Origin of the sequence: Streptomyces sp. NBC_01176 (genome assembly GCF_045039825.1) — a bacterium.
Classification (GTDB): domain Bacteria; phylum Actinomycetota; class Actinomycetes; order Streptomycetales; family Streptomycetaceae; genus Streptomyces.
Map to the genome: position 1 here is coordinate 26,589 of NZ_CP108601.1, position 15,514 is coordinate 42,102.

Here is a 15,514-nt window from a genome sequence, read left to right on the forward strand (position 1 = left end):
TTCCACGCAAGGAGCGTGCCGGCATGGGGTGCCGCCGAGTTGCTCGAGCCCGAACGCAGTCGTCCCAACCGGCCCGCGGCGGGCCGGAGGAGGGCGAGCCTTGGCGCCTTGGAGGGGCCGCCGCACCCGTGGGTGGGTGTGGCGTGCGCGTCACCGGTGCCCGGGGCGGACCGTACGTCACCCGCCCCCAGCCCCGGAGCGTCATCACCTGTACGGCATCATCTCGGCCACCTGCCCCGCCGCCACGGTGACCAGTGCCGCACTCGCCGCGATCGTCAGGGCCTCTCGCCGCAACCGTCGGGGAATCCGAACCAGCCGCACCGGCAGGGCCAGCGGCCGCGCCGGGGAGATCTCCCGCCGCAGCGCCACCAGTTCCCGCTTTACCTCGTCCCACGTCAGCGACGGGCCGTCCTCCGGGTTCTGGCCGTCGCCCTTCAGCTCCGCCCGCAGCTCCCGCAGCTCCTCGGCGATTTCGTCCCAGGAAAGTACGGGCGCGTCCTGATCCTGGTGCTCCTCCTGGTCCTCGACGACAGCCACCGGCTCTACAGCTGCCTCAAACCAATTCCGCGCGGCCTGCTCCTCGACAACCTCAACGTCATCCGCTGCGCGCAGCCGCGCCACCAACGCCCGCACCTGGCGCACCTCGGGCGACTCCACCGGCGCGACCTCGAAAACGCGTGGAGCGGGAACGTACGGCGTGACGATCGCCTCACGCTCGCCTGCCTCAAGGGCCTTGCGCACCGGGGAGGCGGGGAGCGCCCGACACTCCGTCACCTGTTCGTCCGCTACATCCCGGGGAACATCCACCAGGGGCAGACCGGCCGCCGCGCGGTCCCTGCACTCGCTGCACCGCGCCTCTACCGGGCACACGCCCGCACAGTCCGCGCACGGTGCAGCCTCCGCCGCCCGCCGGGCCTCTGCCTTACGCGCTCGCGCCTCAACTTGCCGTTCGCGCTGCAACTCCCGCTTGCTCTTGGACTGCTTGGCCCGCCACTCCTCAAGGTCGCGCCCGCACGGCCACGCGTGATTGCACCACCGCTCCGGGTCGCACAGCCCCGGCCTCCGCTCCTGTACGGCCTCCCACGTCATCGGGGCGATGAAGAGTTCCGCGAACAGCGCGGCCGTCTCCTCCGGGCGCCGGTCCGCGACGAAATCCCAGTCCGTACCCCGCTCGCCGGGGTCGGCCGTCCACACGAGCATGGAGTTTTGCCAGTTCGTACGCGGGTCACTGCACAGCCGCTGTGCCTGGTGACGCTGCATCCACCACAGCACCCGTGCCCGGGTCGGGCTCCCGTTCCGCGAGGCGATGAGCACCGCGACCGGGTCCGGGTCGGCACCGGTTACGTCCTTGGCCCCTTCGCCAGCCGCGACCGTGGGACTTTCCTGCTGCTGCTCCTGGACCTCGACGACGACCGGGCGGGGCGTTTCCACGCCGGGCATGGCGCCGCCCTCGTCGCCCCACACTTCCAGCGTCCCGACGCTCACCACGTCCGGCACCTTCACCGGCTCCGGCTGTGCGGCTGTCTCCTCCGGCTCCGGCTCGACCCAGGTTCCCGCGAGCCGCGCCCGCATTTCCTCGCCCGACATGCGGCCCTGCACGTCGTCGTACGGGGCAGTCCAGGTGTACTTGCCCATCGGGGTCTGTGCTGCGGACTCCTTCGTCACCACCGGCCGCCCGCCGACGGTCCCAGCGCCCCCGCCCTGGTGGTAAGCGTGGATGTGGGGCACGCTGACGCTCTTGGTGTTGACCCGCACCACCTCGTACCAGGTGCCGCGGTGCCGGACGAAATCACCCTTCACGAAGTCGGCCTTGCCCCACACCTTGAACCCGGCGGCCTCCGCCTGCGCGATGATGTCCCGCCAGTACGCCAGCTCTTCCGTCACGTCCTGGTGCGCGCGGCCCAGTTCGGCCACCGTCTCAGGCGTCAATGCCCGTGTGTACCCACCGGCTGACTCTCCGCGCTGCCACTTCTCCACCCGCCGAAGCTGCGCCGCCAGCTTGTCAATCCGCCGCAGCGTGACCCCAGGGTTCTTCCGGTACGCCTCGTACGAGGCAGCCGACTTCGCGCGCCCCGCCCAGTACCCGGCTCGCTTGCCCTCGTCGATGCTCGTCCGCGTCGCGTTGTGGATGCGCTCCTGATCACGCCGCGCCCGCCCTTCGGAGTGGTGACCAACAAGGATCGGCTGGCCCATGGGGATTCCGTCGGCGATCTCGTGACCGCGCTTCCATGCGGCGTCGGAGCGGGCGCCGGCGTTGTCCGCGTACCCCTCGAAGCGCTCCGCCCGTTCCTCGGCCCGCTCCATGCGCTCGGCCTCGGCCTCGGCGAACGACCGGCGTTCGTCCTCGTTGATCTCCACCGCGCCCGTAAACCCGGCTACACGCAGCGCGGCGGCGGCACCGTTGATCTTCCACATTTGCGCGGCCTTGTCGCGCGATTGCCGGATACCCAGCTGCCGCAGTGATGGGAAGTAGCGGAAGCCGTGCGGGCGGATCAGCTCATACACGCCGTCACCCTTCCGGCTGCCCTCAACAAGGGTGCCCTCCGAGCGAGTGTGACGGATCGTGATATCCGCCTCGGCCGACGCCCTAACCGCTTGGCCGCCGTCTGCGTCGGCGGCGGGAATTGCTGGCGCGGAGACCTCGCCCTCCGTGCCGGCCGCTGCCTTGCCCACGGTCGCAACGTCGCCCTCGCTGTCCCCCTCCGTGATCTGGTTGAGCGCGCCGCCCTCGCCGTCCCAGGTGTCGACGGCCCCCGGGTCGCTCACGACGTCGGGACGTACCGGGGTGACGTCGACGGCCGGAGCGGTACATGTACCTATTTCCGTCGAGGGGTCGGTGCCGACGGGCACAGCACCCCATCCAGCGTCCGGCGCGCTGGGCCGGTCGACGCCGATGCACGCCCCGCCCTCGTCCTCCCACCCGTCCACGCTGCACGGGTCGCTGATCACGTCCGCCGGACGCTGCCCGTACGCCACGCTGACCACCTTGCGCGCGGCCTCCCCAGCGCGGTGAGTCTCGCCGACGCTCGCGCCCGACTCCTCCGCCTCCTTGCGCGCTGCCCGCGCGGCCCGGATAACGTCACCGGCCGGAGCCTTGACCGGCGCCGGGCCCGCCTCGGGCAGACGGCGCCCGTGCGCCGTGTAGCACTCGGCGCACACGTACCCGGGCCCCGTGTGCAGCGTCGTCGCGTACAGCGCCACACCGACCGTGAAGCAGCGCGGGCAGTACTGACGGCCCGTAGCCATGGCCTTTTCCTCCGCTGGGCACAGCACCGGCACGGACGGCATGAGTGCGGCCACGATGTCCACCCGCCCACACGTCCGGCACTCCGCACCGAACACGGTGTCGGTGCCGCAACGGTGGCAGTGCGCACCCGCCGGAGCCTCCGGCGTGGCAGTCTCGGCCGGAGCGTCGGCAGGCTCCACATCGTCCGCGGGAGCGTCGGCAGGCTCCGGGGTCTCGACACCAGCCACGGCGCCCCCCTCGCCCTCCCACACGTCGACTACGTCAACCGACGGGGTGACCACGTCGAACAGCCCGTCGCCCGCGCACTCCGCAGCGATCACGGACACGTCCGCGTTACCGCCGTCCGTGCACACGAACGCATACGCGTTCTTCCGGCGCGAGCCGTGCACGAACGGCAGGCACACAGCCTCATCACGCCGCGCCCGACGGCCGTCAACCGTCGCCACCACGACCGCCGAGGTTTCACCCCGGTCGCCGTTCCACTTCCCGGACCGGATGCGGTTCGCCCACACCTGCCCCGTGTACGAGACTCCGTCCACGGTCCATGCCAGCATCACGCCCGGGGCGTAGTCGACCGGGGCGAATTCCTTGAAGCCCTGCGGCTTGCCCGGCCACATGCCCAGCGGACGCTTGCGCCACTTCGGCGCGCCCTTACCGCGCTTGGCGACTCCACCGGCGAACTCCCGCGCAAGTGCGGCAAAGCCGTTCTTGGCTTCCTGGTGTGCCTCGTCATGCACCGTGTGCAGCGTGTACGCCATGCGGCCGTCCGCCGACTCGATCCGGAGCCGTTCGCCGTTCCCGGTCACATACGCGCGGCCGGTTTCGCTCGCGCTGATCAACCGGCGCGCGCTCTCCGAGGTGCCCTCCGGGGCAGTCTCCGGGGTCTGTGCCGGAGCCTTGACCGGGGTGTGGACGGCCGGAGCCTTGACCGCCGGAGCGTCCGCCACGGGGGCCGATTCGGCCGGAGCGTCCACGGTGGCCGGAGCCTTGACCGCCGGAACCTCCGGGGCGCCAGCCACCACCACGTTCGCGCGCTCCGGAACCTCTGCCGGAACCGTGCCGAACTCCCGACGGTGCTCGCTACGCAGCGCGTACGAAACGGTGTGCGTGCCCCGACCGTCCCGCACGATCACCCAACCCTCACGGGACACCTTCTCAGGCTGCACGCCCGCACCACACAAGCATGCGTACCCGTAGATGCCGCGCCAGTCGTCCCCGATTGCCTGACGACACGTCCCCGGACGGCGCCCGTACTGCGTCGCCTTGAACGGGCCGTTGTGCCGTACCGGCTCCAGGATCACAAGTGCGTCCGGTCGTACGGTCGCGATGTTCTTCCGCGCGTACGTCGCTACCGGGCCCCGAGTCTTGTAACCCTCCCGCCCCGGGATGATCCACCGACCGTCAAGCGTCACCAGGCTGTACCGCTCCGTCGCGGGGCAGTACACGGAGTACGCAACCGCGCGCGGCGTCACGCTCAGTCCCTGCCGCTTCGGGTGCAGGTCTGCATCCGAGGCAAGGATGGTGCGCGCGTCCGTAAGGCCGTGCCCTTCCATGGCGTTGCCGGCGGGAGTGGTGATCATGACCGCGTGTGACATGGGACAGTCCTCCGTAATGGGGGGTGTGTGCTTCGGAGTTGGGGGCCGTGCCACCGAGCAACCCAACGAAAGAAATATACCGCAGTTCCATCACTGACGGAAGCGGTTTCGGGGCGCCTTTTCGAGAAGCTCCGCTGGTCAGCGGCTCGCGAGCCGCCCGAGGCGCCCCCTGGGGCGGGTCGGCGCCGGGCTAGCGACAGCCGAAGCCGGCCGCAGCCTGACGAGACGGCGCTGGACGAAGCCGAGCTGAACTACTCCCTCCTTCGTCGGGCTGCACCCCGACGAAGGGAGAGGGACTCTCTTCCTCCTATGGAGGAAGAGGTGTCACGGCGCGTCCGCGCTGGCCCACCCCCGCTGACCTGCAGCCAAGCAGCCCCACCCGTCCGGGTGTGGCTACCTGTTGGGCAATCCGTTGAGCAACTCGCCAGGCAACCCATTGAGCAACGCTCTGAGCTACCCATTGCGCAACCACCTTGCGCGAGCACGGAAGGGTGATCTTCGACCGGAGGAAGAACCGATCGCGGCGGCGTCGGTGTCCGCCTCGACATGCCCCAAGGCCCACACCTGACTCAGCCCGGCATCGCCCGGATCACGATTCACGCGCTCGACGAGGAGACCGCGGTCGCGGTCGGCTTGGCGCTCGCCGAGCACAGCAACGTGACCGGACCATCCGCGCCGTATCGCATCCCGGGCGAGGGCGGCGTCTGCGTACGCATGTACGGCAGCACCTTGCCAGTCGACGAGATGGAACGACACACGCCGCGCACTCCGGGACGCCCGGAGTGCGGCAGCGCCACGGTCCGCTCCGCGCTGCGCGCGTGGACGAGGTGGCGGGCGCGGCGCTTCCGGTGAGGTGTGACCGGCGCGACCCGCTGACCTGCACGCTCAGGCTTCAGTGCGAAACGCTCAACCATCGCTGCGACAGAACAGTGTTCCTGAACTCTTTCGGGCGACTCACGGACTCCTGACTTGATTCATTCGAACTCATGCTCGAATATCGATGTATGTCTGCAAGACCGGTGGCGAGCGTGCGAGCGGGTGGCGGTACCGGTGAGCCGGCGCCGTCGTCTCCGCTCGGTGCGCTGCTGCCCGGCGGACGTATCCGCCCCGGCACGGCCGTCAGCACAGGTCATGACATGCCGTTGCTGCTGGCGCTCGCCGCGGAGGCCTCCCGGACGGCTGTTGGTTGGGCGGCGGTGGGCTTGCCGCAGCTGGGGGCGCTCGCGGCCGAGGCCGCCGGGTTGGACCTGGCGAGCGGCATGCGGATCGACGATCCCGGCCGCCACTGGGCGCAGGTCCTTGCCACCGTGGCCGAGGCAGTCCCGGTCGTCCTGGTCGGCCCGCTGGGACCGGTGCCCGACCGGATAGCCCGCCGGCTGGCCGCCGTGCTGCGGCGCAGCGGATCGATCCTGCTGGCCGCCGGCCCGTGGCAGGGCGCCGAGGCGCGTCTCCAGGTGGTCTCGGCACGGTGGGAGGGCGTGGGAGACGGGCACGGTCTGCTGCGCGGTCGCCGTGTCCGGGTGGCCGCCGCCGGGCGCGGTGCTGCGGCCTCGCCGCGGTATGCCGAGATGTGGTTGCCCGGCCCCGACGGTGCTGTCGCGCCGGTGCTCAATGAGAGCGACGCCACGTACGAGCCCTCGCCCATCACCGCAGTGGGCGCCGTGCGTGAGCAGCGTCCGGTCCTGCGCGTGGTGGGGTGACCCACGGTGGGCAAAGGCAGAGTCGTCGTCGGCTGGATCCCCGACTTCCCGGTGCTCGCCTGTGGGGTGCAGGCGGCGGAGGCCGTGGCGGTCGTGCACCGTGACGCGGTGGTGGCCTGCTCGGCGGCCGCCCGTGGGGCCGGGGTACGGCGCCGGATGCGGCTGCGCGTGGCCCTCTCCCGCTGCCCGCAGCTGAGGGTCGTCGAGCGGGACCTCGCGGCGGAGATGCGCGTCTTCGAGCCGGTGGTGCGTCATCTCGAGGACACGGTGATGCCGCGCCTGGAGGTGATCCGCCCCGGTCTGGTCGCTGCGCCTGCCCGGGGGCCGTCCCGGTACTGGGGTGGCGAGCAGCAGTTGGCCGATCGGCTGGTGGCCGCCGTCACTGAACGGGACCTTCCGGCCCGGCCGGGTCTGGCCGACACGGTGTTCACGGCGGCGCTCGCCGCCCGGGCCGGACAGCTCGTCCCCCTCGGGGCCGACGCGGCGTGGCTGGCCCCGTACCCGGTGGGCGTGCTTGGCCTGCCGCGCCTGACGGAACTGCTCAAGCGCCTGGGCATCCACACGGTCGGCCAGTTCGCAGCCCTGCCCGAGGACAAAGTCCTGGCCCGCTTCGGCAGCGAGGGTGCGGCCGCACATCGCACCGCCAGCGGCCAGGAGGCCCGCCCCCTCAGCGCGCGCAAGAGCTCCGACGACCAGACGGTGGCGTATGCCTTCGAGCCCGCCGAGCAGCTCCTGGAGCCGGTCACCTTCGCCGCCAAGGCTGCCGCCGACAAGCTCCACGAGCAGCTGGCCGCGGCCGGCGTGGTGTGTGCCCGGCTCGAAGCCGGCGTCGAGCTCGCCGACGGCCGCACCCTGACCCGGATCTTCCGCCATGAAGGACGGCTGTCCGCCCTCGCGGTGGCCGAGCGGGTGCGCGGCGTCCTGCAGGCCTGGTCCGATGCCGGCACCCTCGACGCCGGAGGCGAGCGCGGCATCGTCCGCCTCGTGCTGCGACCCGAGCAGCTCAGCGCGGCAACGGGCCGCCAGAGCGCGCTGTTCGGCGAGCGGCACACCCCGGAAGAAGTGGAGCGGGCCGCCGCCCGCGTGCAGGCGCTGCTCGGCCACCAAGCCGTGGTGCGCATCGAACTCGGCGGCGGCCGAGGCCCGGCCGAGAGGATCCGGCTCGTACCGTTCGGCGACCTCGACACCGACCGCCAACTGCCGGCCGGGCCGTGGCCGGGACGGCTGCCCGCCCCGCACCCGGCCACGGTCTACCCGGCCTGGCTGCCCGCTCAGCTCGCCGACGACGCCGGACAGCCGGTGACGCTTTCCGGTCGCCTGGCCCTGTCCGCCCCGCCGGCCCACGTCGCGGTGGAAGGGCACGGCCAGGCGGCGGTCGCGGGATGGGCCGGTCCGTGGCCGGTGCTGGAGCAGTGGTGGGACCGCGAGCGCGCCCGGCGTATCGCGCGGATGCAGATCGCGGGCGCCGACGGCCGCGCCTGGCTGCTCGTTGTCGAGCACGGCCGGTGGTGGGCGGAGGCCCACTATGGATGAGCACCACCGCGCGCCCGTCCTTCAACTGCCCTCGGCCCGTCGCACGACCGCGGGAGAGGCCACAGCCGAGACGGACTGGGCCGAGCTCCATGTCCACAGCGCGTTCAGTTTCTTGCAGGGCGCCGCGCAGCCGCATGAGCTCGTCGCCGAGGCGGCCCGACTGGGCATCACCGTGCTGGCCGTCACCGACCGCGACGGCCTCTACGGGGCGCGCCGCCTGGCCGAGGCCGCGAAGACGGCCGGGATCGGCACCGTCTACGGCGCCGAACTCACCCTGGACGACCCCGAGCTGGGCACGCCGGTGGTACTCGCTCGCGACCTGGAGGGATACCGCCGCCTCTCTGCGTCGATCAGCGCTGCGCAGCTGGCCGGTTCCAAAGGGGCGCCCCGCTACGACCTGCAGGCGCTCTCCGCGGCCGCGGCCGATGGCCACTGGGCGGTCCTGCCCGGCTGCCCCCACCCGGACTTCGACCGGCGGGACGTGAACGCGGTCGCCCACCGTCTTCAGCGCCTGGTGGAGGTGTTCGGCCCCTGCGTATACGGCGAACTCGTCGACCACCACCTCCCCGAGGACTCCGTCGCCAACGACGTGATGGTCGTGGCCGCACGCCGCACCGGCTGCCCGGTCATCGCCACCGGCGCCGTCCACTACGCGGCCCCGCGCCAGGCCCGCCTCGCCCAGACGCTCGCCGCACTGCGCCGCCGCGAGGACCTCGAACACGCCGCAGGCCACTTGATGCCTGCCCCGACCGCGCACCTGCGCAGCCGTGACGAATTGCAGCAGGTCTTCGCCCGCTACCCCGGGGTCATGGAGGCCACGATCGAACTCGGCCGGAACCTGGTGATCGACCTCGACGAACTGCGCCCCGAACTACCTGGTTTCCCCACCCCGCGCGGGTTCACCGAGGACTCCTGGCTGCGCTACCTCGCCGAACGGGCCTGCACCGCCCGGTACGGGGAGCGTGACGAGCCGTCCGCCGCCGCGGCATGGCGTCAGCTCGACCACGAACTGAAGATCATCAAACAGTTGTCCATGGCCGGGTACTTCTTGATCGTCCACGACATCGTGCAGTTCGCGGTCGGCCGGGGCATCTGGTGCCAGGGCCGCGGCTCGGCGGCCAGCTCCGTGGTCTGCTACGTCCTCGGCATCACGGCTGTCGACGCCCTGAAGTACGGGCTTCTCTTTGAGAGGTTCTTGTCGATGGAGAAGGCGGGCCCGCCCGACATCGACATCGACTTCGAGAACGCCCGCCGGGAGGAGGTCATCCAGTACGTCTACGAGCGCTACGGCCGCGAGCACGCCGCCCAGGTCGCCAACGTGATCACGATGCAACCGCGGCTTGCGGTGCAGGAGGCCGCGCGGGCCCTCGGCTATCCCATCGGCCGTATCCGCGAAATGACCCGGCACATCCACCACACCCCGCCCGGCCCCGAGGCGGACCTGCCCGCCGACGTCCGCGAGCTCGCCGCCCAACTCCACAAGCTGCCCCGGCACTTGGGCGTGCACTCCGGTGGCATGGTCCTCACCCGCCAGCCCATCGGCGAGATCATGCACGTCGAATGGGCCACTGCCCAAGGACGCTCTGTGCTGGGCGGTGACAAGGATGATGTGGCAGCGGCAGGCCTAGTGAAGATCGATTTGCTGGGATTGGGTATTTTGTCCGCCCTGCACACTGCGTGCGACATGATCGCCGAACACCACGGCGTCCGCCTCGATCTCGCCTCGATCCCCGAGGACGACCCGGACGTCTATCGCATGCTCGCGCGCGGCGACTCGATCGCAGTTTTCCAGCTGGAGTCCAGAGCCCAGGTCTCGACACTGCCCCAGCTGCGGCCCAAGACCTTCGACGACCTCGCGGTCGCCGCCTCGATCATCCGGCCCGGGCCGATCCAGGCCGGCTCCAAACACCCCTATCTGCGCCGCCGCCGTGGCGAAGAACCGGTCACCTATCCGCACCCGCTCGCCGAGCGGGCCCTGGAGAAGACCTTGGGCGTGGCTCTGTGGCAGGAGCAGGCGATGACGCTGGCGATCGACTGCGCCGGATTTTCGCCGGGCGAGGCGGACCGACTGCGCAAGGCGATGGCCGCCAAGCACGCCCCGGAGAAGGTCGCCGAACTGCGCGACCGACTCCTGGACGGGATGGCCCGCAAGGGGATTCCGCCCGCGGCCGCGGAGCGCATCACCGGCATGATCGAGGCCTTCAGCGACTACGGCTTCCCGCAAAGCCACGCGCAGTCCATGGCCGGCATCATCTACGCCAGCGCATGGATCAAGCACCACTACCCAGCAGCGCTGATCGCCGCGACCTTGGCGAATTTGCCGATGGGGTTCTACGACTCCCAGACCCTGATCCAAGACGCGAAGCGCCGCAGCATCACCGTGCATGGCGTCGACATCCAGGCCTCCGACGTGCACGCGACGCTCGTACCAGATCCGGCCAACCCGTCCGGGCAGCCCGCCATCCGGCGCGGCTTGACCAGCGTCACCGGTCTCAGCAAGGAGGCCGCCCGCACGATCGTGACTGCCCGCACCGAGCGGCCGTTCAAGGACCTGGAAGATGTCGCCCGCCGCACCCAGCTGCCGGCGCGGCTGATGGAACCGCTCGCCACGGCCGGTGCGTTCGACGGCTTCGGTGAACACCGGCGGACCACCTTGTGGGTCGCTGGCGCCTTCCCCCGCAGCCACCAGCCCTACCTTCCCGGGCTCGGCGCCCTCGCGCCTTCCCCCAAACTGCCCGCCATGACACTGGCCGAACAGACCGCCGCCGACCTGGCCACCACCGGCGCCAGCGCCACCACCCATCCCGTCCAGCACGTGCGTGGATACCTGGAACAACGCGGCGCGCTGCCCGCGGCCGCCGCACGCGTCATGGCGGACCAGACCCGGGTACGGATCGGCGGACTCGCCAAATACCTGCAGCGCCCGCCCACCGCCAACGGCGTCGCGTTCGGCGCGCTCGAAGACGAGACCGGCATGATCAACCTGGTGTTCTCGCCCCCCGTGTGGGAGCACCACCGGCACCTGCTGATCGAAGCCCCTGCGGTGCTGCTGGACGGTCATGTCGAGCGGTCGCACGGCGCTGTCAACGTCATCGTGCACAGGGTGGAAGCAGTGGCGGTACCCGCGTCGACACGTCGTCGCCGCGCCGGGCGTTGACCTCCGGTGACGACGGACCCCTAAGAGCTGTCCCGTAACCGCGGGGGTTTGAGGACCGGCTCCTGCTCTACTGGACGTCAGAGGAAGAGGAGGTCGACGTCCCTTTCGACGCAGAGCCGCAGGACGACCGTCAGTTGTCGGGCGCCGTCGAGGTGCTGTTGGAGGAGCGGGTCGCCAGTCTCGTCCTGCCAGTGTTCTGTGATCGCCTTCAGCCGGGGCAGGATCGCGGCGCACTCGGTGGGCGAGAGTTCGCCGCCGCCGTCATCTGGGCGATTGAGGAGTGGCTCGAGCGCGGTGGAGACATTGCGCCAGGCGCGCTCCCCGCCGAAGCCCCGCATCTCGGAGAGCGAGAACCCCTCGGCCTGTGCCAGCCGTCGCCGGAATGCGGCGAAGCCATTGTAGGACCAGGTGGCGTCTGGACTGCTCGCATCTCCGTCTCCCGGGAACAGAATCAGCCCCACGTCACCCTCCCCTTGTTCGTCGAGTGGGCAAAGGATCAGTGGGAACCCGTGACGTCTGCAACTGAGATGATCCCGCAGTGGCTGGTGTGATCACGGCGCCGAAGTAGTCCTGCGGGCCGGCCGGAGGGCTATGATGAACCGTCACAAGTGCGCGTAGCTGGGCCAGTTGCGGTGGGGGCTTCGAGATCCTGCACACGGCGAGGACTTAAAAAAAGTCCTTCGTGGTGACACCTTGTGAACAGTCGTATGCGCTGAGCGTCACGATCTCGTGGTTGCCGTGACTTTCGGCGTCGCTCGTACCGATCCACCGAAGGGCTTCCTCGTCGAGTAGGGGCCCTGACGGTACGCCGGGCCCCATGGATCTAAGGGCCCTCAGTGGATCTGCACCTGCACATCGCCCCCGAGAACCTCCTGATCGTGGTCATCAGCTGCTGCATCGGGTACCGCGTGTACCGCCGCCCCACCGCAGACGCCAACGCACAGTTGCGGCAGCAGGGGGATCTGGCGGGCGGCGTCGCCGCGGCGGCGGCCGCCATCCTCATCCTCGCCTTCCTGCTCAGCCTGGGGGACGGCACAGGCTCCAAGTCCGAGAACGGCCTCCATCCGGCGCCAACGGTGCACGAGACGAGGATCGGTGAGTCTGTTCCATCGTCGGTTGAGCAGCCCGGTGTCCGGGGCCTCGGCCACAGCGAGGAATAGCTCTCCGGGGAGTCCGTACCTACTCAGCAGCCCCATGCTCAAGGGCCTCGACGGCTGGTCCGCAGTCTCAGTCGAGGTTCCGCGACATGATCAGCCGGTTGGTCAGCTCCACCGTGGCCAGGTACCACCAGAAGATCCAGTCGAGAAACGCTTCGTCGTAGTCGCCCCGCTGACCGGCCCTGCGATGGCGCAGGTCGTAGCGGTTGGCGATCTCGAACAGTGCCCCTTCGTCGGGCCTACCGACCTGTTCCTTGATCAGTGCACGGCGTTCTTCCAGGATGCCGGCGAGGGCGACGATCGCCGATCGCCTGCTCTCGGTCGATGTGTCGCGTCCTCGGAAGAGTGCGATGGCGTGACGGGTCCGCGTGGTGATGTCAGGTGCGCTGTCGTTGAGGACACGGTGCACCAGTTGGCTGCGGGCGTCGTCGGTGACAGCGACCAGGCGTCCGAGGTCTTCCCCTTCCGCGGCCAGTTCGTACTCGATGCCGGCCGCGCGCAGCAGCTGGTTGACCTGCCACCGGTACAGGATGCGCGCCGGGCCGTTGTGGAACTCTGAGTGGTGCCAGCCGCAGTTGTTGTAGGAGTGGGGCCACCGCTTGCGGGGTCGGCTGACCAGGTCGTGGAACACCTCGATCAGGCCGTAGAAGGTGTCCTCGTCCCACGTCTCCGGGGTCAGGGGCCACAGGTGCGGGATGCCGAGGCGCTGGTCGATCACCTCGGAGGCGTCCGGCAGTTCGTCGGGGTCGTCGACGCATTCCTCACCGAATCGCTCAACCAGGTAGCCGTTGTCGGCGAACTCGCCGATGATCCGTGCGAAATCGCGTCGGGTGTCGCGCGGCGTACTGCCGTCGTGTGAGAGTCCGCTGCCGCGACGCTGCGGCCAGTACGGCCGCGGAGTGACAGCATGCCTGAGCTCGGATGCCCGGTTGACGAGTTCGGTGAACCAGTCGTGCTTGTCCATCCCGGCCCGTGTGGTGTCCCAGCCGCTGACTGTGGTTGCCCAGGGATCATCCGTTCGCGCGCTGTGGCTGGGTACCTCCTCGAAGTCCGCGACCGCGGTGGTGCCGGCCAGGGCCTCCGTCATGAGCCATATCGCCCGGTCCTCCCAGACGGAGCTCATGGATCGGAGGATGCGCTCACCCTCCGACACGAACAGCGATGTGGGCCAGAGGAGTTCGTAGTTGCTCAGGTCCAGACTCACGGCGTCATCATTACCCATCAGTGCCCCGTCCCGGTCCTGCGCGTTGAACACAGCATCGCGAGCATGACCATCCGCCCCCGCGGCACGCGGTTCCTCGCAGCCTTCGACGCGTAGGACCGTGCTCCCGGAGGCATCGACGAGCTGCTTGCCGCGCCAGCCCAGGTCGTATCGGCAGGTGGGGCGGTGGGGTTCGAGCTTGAAGTATGCGAGCTGCCCGAGTCGGGGTCAGCGGCGTTGCCGTCGCGGGCGGATACGCGTATGCCGCAGCCCTTGCACGTCAGTGGTTTCAGTTAGGGCGGGGTGGGCTTCACGTCGATCGCGTGCGGGTCGTAGGTGTCGCCGCGCGCGTCCTCAACGAACGGGATGCGCACCCCACGCTTCTTCTTCGGCTTCGCCACAGCGCTGTCCCTTCCTGGACGACCGGCTCTCCCTTCCTGGTCTTCCCCCCAGTCCCTGCGCGGACCGAGGCGGAAATTTGCCAGCCTCCGGCCGCTCGCGACGAGCCGGAAAAGGGGTGTCACGGCGCTGACCCGCTCACGGAATCTGGCTGGGTTGGCAGTTGGGCAACCGGCTGACCTGCGCATTCGGGGGCTTGGGTCGCCGGTGGGGTCAGAGGTGCTGAGGAGAGTCCACGACACGAGAGATCGAAAGGGGCCGTGTCGTGGCTGGTGGGAGCGAGCGCATTTTCGTGGGGCTGAACGCCGAGTGGGCGCTGGTGTGCGCCGAGCCGGCGCATGCCGCGATGGTGCGCGGCTGGCTGGAGGACGCCGGCGTTCTCGCGCCGGGTGAGAGCCCGGACCGGCTGCAGGACTTGCTGGTCGAGCTGGAGCGCCGGGACCGGTCCCAGGGCCGCGCGCACAGCGACCGGTGGCTGGCCGCCGTCCTGGCGGTGGCCGCGGGGGCGGGCGGTGAGGCGCAGCTGGCGGCGCGGGTCGTGGTGCAGGCCATGTTGTCCGGGGCGTTTCGGCTGGCGCGCCGGTTGATGCGTGCGGAGCGGGACTTCGACGAGGTGGGCCAGGTCGTCGTCGCCGCCCTGTACCAGGTGGTGCGCACGTACCCCGCGGCGCGGCAGCGGAAGGTCGCGGCGAATTTGATGTTGGAGACGCTGCACCGGGCGAGCCGCGAGCTGCAGGCCGACTTCGAGCCCGACGGCGTGGCCTGGCAGCCCGAGCTGGCCGCGATGCCGTCCGACCAGAACGTGGTCGACGCGGCCTGGCGCGGCGTGCTCGCCGAGACCGCTGGCCGCGCGGTGCTGGCGCAGGCGCCGTGTGAGGAGGAGCTGTCCGGTCCCCGGGGTGAGTTGATCGAGCTCCTGGTGTGGGGGGTGTCGTCCGGGATGGTCGACGCCGAGCGGGCGCGGGCGATCGCCGACGAGGTGCGGGAGGGCGGCCGGGAGGCGGCCGAGCGCGCCGGGGTCTCCGCGGTCGCCTGGCGCAAGCGGCGCAGCCGGACGGTGCAGCAGCTGCGCGCGGTCGCCGAGTCGTGGGCGCAGGCCGCATGAGCGCGCGCCGAGACGTTCGCGGGATTTGGGGTGTCACGTTCCGGACGCCGGAGCTCCTTGCGGTGGGTGTGCGGCGGAGAGCCCGGTGCACGAGGGGCTCGGAGGGAGCGGCCGCGATGACAGCGGTGGCAGACAACGGGGTCGGCATGAGGGCGGACGAGGCGGACGAGGTGCTGCTGGTGCGGGCGCGGCGCAGGCTGCGCGAGCTGGTGGCGCTGTTGGAGATCGCGCCGTTCGCCGCGGCCACGACGGACGCCATGCGCGCGTATCTCGACGAGGACGCGGACGACGCCGGGGAGGCCTTCGCCCGGTTTTGCGGGCTGTCACCAACGGTGCGCGCACAGCGGGCCGCGTCGGCAAGCGAGGCGCTGTCGTGAGCCGCCGCACGAGATCGGCCTCGGCCGAGCGGACAGAGCGCAC

Annotated in this window: 10 protein-coding genes; 7 read left to right on the forward strand and 3 right to left on the reverse strand. The window is 70.5% G+C overall.

The genetic code is table 11. The annotated features are described in order from the left end of the window. Positions 1–204: 204 nt before the first annotated feature. Positions 205–4,086 carry a DUF3560 domain-containing protein gene (locus OG199_RS43710; protein ID WP_405834889.1) on the reverse strand — a complete coding sequence of 1,294 codons (3,882 nt, stop codon included), beginning with the start codon at positions 4,084–4,086 and terminating at the stop codon, positions 205–207. A 1,302-nt stretch (positions 4,087–5,388) separates the two neighbouring features. On the opposite strand from OG199_RS43710, the gene OG199_RS43715 reads away from it, so the two are divergent. The 4 genes from OG199_RS43715 (at position 5,389) to OG199_RS43730 (ending at position 11,232) form a co-directional block, all read left to right on the forward strand. Then, entirely contained in the window at positions 5,389–5,694 is a 306-nt protein-coding gene (locus OG199_RS43715) for a DUF6207 family protein (protein WP_331727701.1), read from the forward strand. Positions 5,695–5,846: 152 nt separating this feature from the next. Beyond that, positions 5,847–6,542, forward strand: a complete 696-nt coding sequence (locus OG199_RS43720) for a hypothetical protein (protein WP_405834891.1) — start codon at positions 5,847–5,849, stop codon at positions 6,540–6,542. Positions 6,543–6,548: 6 nt separating this feature from the next. Next, positions 6,549–8,075, forward strand: coding sequence for a DNA polymerase Y family protein (locus tag OG199_RS43725; protein ID WP_331727706.1), 1,527 nt, complete (start codon positions 6,549–6,551; stop codon positions 8,073–8,075). Then, a complete protein-coding gene (locus OG199_RS43730) occupies positions 8,068–11,232 on the forward strand; it encodes an error-prone DNA polymerase (protein ID WP_331727709.1) in 3,165 nt (1,054 codons plus the stop codon). The genes OG199_RS43725 and OG199_RS43730 overlap by 8 nt, the downstream gene beginning before the upstream one ends. 77 nt (positions 11,233–11,309) lie before the next feature. On the opposite strand, the gene OG199_RS43735 is transcribed toward OG199_RS43730, so the two are convergent. Further along, the gene (locus OG199_RS43735) at positions 11,310–11,693 is read right to left on the reverse strand and encodes a hypothetical protein (RefSeq protein ID WP_331727712.1); all 384 of its coding nucleotides are present in this window, start codon (positions 11,691–11,693) and stop codon (positions 11,310–11,312) included. A 375-nt stretch (positions 11,694–12,068) separates the two neighbouring features. Here OG199_RS43735 and OG199_RS43740 point away from each other — a divergent pair, with 375 nt between their 5' ends. Continuing rightward, complete coding sequence (locus OG199_RS43740; RefSeq protein ID WP_331727715.1) at positions 12,069–12,392, forward strand: hypothetical protein; 324 nt, start codon at positions 12,069–12,071, stop codon at positions 12,390–12,392. Between the two features lie 67 nt (positions 12,393–12,459). Here the strand turns inward: OG199_RS43740 and OG199_RS43745 are convergent, their stop codons facing one another. Next, complete coding sequence (locus tag OG199_RS43745) at positions 12,460–13,611, reverse strand: hypothetical protein (protein WP_331727717.1); 1,152 nt, start codon at positions 13,609–13,611, stop codon at positions 12,460–12,462. A 643-nt stretch (positions 13,612–14,254) separates the two neighbouring features. Here OG199_RS43745 and OG199_RS43750 point away from each other — a divergent pair. Next, positions 14,255–15,094, forward strand: a complete 840-nt coding sequence (locus tag OG199_RS43750) for a hypothetical protein (protein ID WP_331727719.1) — start codon at positions 14,255–14,257, stop codon at positions 15,092–15,094. A 116-nt stretch (positions 15,095–15,210) separates the two neighbouring features. Then, the gene (locus OG199_RS43755) at positions 15,211–15,471 is read left to right on the forward strand and encodes a hypothetical protein (RefSeq protein WP_331727722.1); all 261 of its coding nucleotides are present in this window, start codon (positions 15,211–15,213) and stop codon (positions 15,469–15,471) included. Positions 15,472–15,514: the final 43 nt, after the last annotated feature.

Excerpts from the sequence above, each read along its gene's own strand:
- OG199_RS43745 (WP_331727717.1), bottom strand. The coding sequence starts at position 13,611 with ATGGGTAATGATGACGCCGTGAGTCTGGACCTGAGCAACTACGAACTC.
- OG199_RS43720 (WP_405834891.1), top strand. The coding sequence starts at position 5,847 with ATGTCTGCAAGACCGGTGGCGAGCGTGCGAGCGGGTGGCGGTACCGGT.
- OG199_RS43730 (WP_331727709.1), top strand. The coding sequence starts at position 8,068 with ATGGATGAGCACCACCGCGCGCCCGTCCTTCAACTGCCCTCGGCCCGT.
- OG199_RS43715 (WP_331727701.1), top strand. The coding sequence starts at position 5,389 with ATGCCCCAAGGCCCACACCTGACTCAGCCCGGCATCGCCCGGATCACG.
- OG199_RS43755 (WP_331727722.1), top strand. The coding sequence starts at position 15,211 with ATGACAGCGGTGGCAGACAACGGGGTCGGCATGAGGGCGGACGAGGCG.